Source organism: Robertmurraya massiliosenegalensis JC6 (genome assembly GCF_000311725.1).
Classification (GTDB): Bacteria; Bacillota; Bacilli; order Bacillales; family Cytobacillaceae; genus Robertmurraya; species Robertmurraya massiliosenegalensis.
Genome location: NZ_CAHJ01000098.1, coordinates 1 through 1,834, shown reverse-complemented (window position 1 = coordinate 1,834; position 1,834 = coordinate 1). Strand labels below are relative to the sequence as shown.

The 1,834-nt window shown below is 37.3% G+C and carries 1 protein-coding gene; it reads right to left on the bottom strand.

The features are described from left to right. Nucleotides 1-164: 164 nt before the first annotated feature. A complete protein-coding gene (locus BMSHG_RS00005; protein WP_019152377.1) occupies nucleotides 165-1,667 on the bottom strand; it encodes a hypothetical protein in 1,503 nt (500 codons plus the stop codon). Between the last annotated feature and the right edge of the window lie 167 nt (nucleotides 1,668-1,834).

Genomic DNA, 1,834 nt, shown 5'->3' with positions numbered 1-1,834 from the left:
TTTAATAGAGACTCGGAAATTAGGTGATGAATTTTAGGCACTTATGGAGACTATGAGCTAGGTTTAAGAGGAATGCTTGGAATTTTCAAAGTCATTTTCAAAAAAACGCATGACAAATAAACCACAAGTAGTGGATTTTTTGAAAATTGTATTTTAAGATGACTTTATAAGGACAAAAGGGACTGAATAATCGGGTTGATGGCCTCAAAATTATTCTTTTTTGCTTCCTTTATCCATGCATCGGCATGCTGACACATGCCGATGATATACGTACGAATATTCCAATGTCTAGAACTCCGTCCTCTTGAATTTTCTAAACGATAATCCACTTTTTGCCGTTTAATACAACGCTCAACTCCAGTTCGCAAAGCATAACGTTTTCTCCATTCCTGACTATCACGTTTTATTCGTGGAAATAGACGAGGATTATCCTTAGTCGCTGTATAAAATGTTCGACCATATTCTGATTCTGAACACGGATTTGGACATGTCCATTTTCCGCATACCGCAGGACAACGCCATTTACGCCGATATGTTTTCTGATTCACTCCCCAGTGGATCATTTCTCGACCAATGGGACAAATCGGAACTCCTTTAAGGTTTATGTCCATTTGTTTGTGCTGAAATTGTTTAGACCGTCTTGGATTAAGGTCAATGATGGCAGATACATCATAATGTTCTAACATTTCATAGATGGGAAAAGCGTCTAGAGCTGAATCTAAGATGACTTCACCAATTTTCCAATCAGAATACCAATGCCGTAGTTCATGAAAAGTACTCACAAACAAAACAGAATCATGTTTGCTAGCTCGATAGAGCCTTGGGTAAATAGGCAAGTTATATGGGCTATCAGAAGCAGCTACCATGAATAAACTTCGACCATAATAGTATTTTTCTCTAGAACTATCCCAGCCGTAATCAGCGTCTGGGTCTGAGAATTGACGCTGACATTGGCAATTCCAAATGCCTTGTTTGCGGCATTCACAAAGAAACTTACCATATGGTCTACCTCCGGTAATGACTGGAGATCCATCTCCTAAAATGCTTAAGGATTTCGTGTTGCCTAATAATCCTGCATCTGCTGATTTATGAACGAACAGGGTTTGAAAGAGTATTTGAAGCTGGTCATGAGCTTTGGGAGTATATTTAATCTCTCTATTTTTTAAAGTGCGTTTAACTAGCCTTTCTATAATCTTTGGATTTTTAGGCTCTTGTTTCTGATTTTTTTTACCTTTCTTTCTTGGCTTCTTTAACTTTCTTTTCTTTCTGTTCGTTAGATGTGGAGATGAACCGAGCCATAGCCGATTGAAAAAATCATAAAAGGTTCCTACTCCAGGAACATTGTTAGGAGAAAAGCCACTAAGGATCGCAAGAATTGGCGTAGTTTTTAGAGTGTACACCCATTGGTCAACGCTTGTAACATGTAGATAATGCATAAGCATTAAACTACGAAGCATATCGCAAGGGTTACGCGGTTTTCTTCCTCTAGGATTAGAGGAATAACGGTGTTTAAGCAATTCGTCAGTATCACTAAGGTCCACTAATGAACACCAAATAATTGGTTCAAAGTAAAAGGTTTTTAGAAATGTTTTGTCTTTATAGAGTTCATCTAGTTGTTCAACTACAAAGAATAAATAGGATTCGTGAGATCGAATATTTTTAAGCATAAAATTTCCCCCAATACGAGTTTTTAAATGTCTTCAACTCGATTATTTGGGCGATATTGATTTGTCAAGAGGAAAATTTGTTCGCATCCTATGTTTAGGGGTGAAACAATAAAAAACCCTAGTCGAAAGACTAGAGTTTTAGCGGAAATTTAATTTCCGAGAGACTA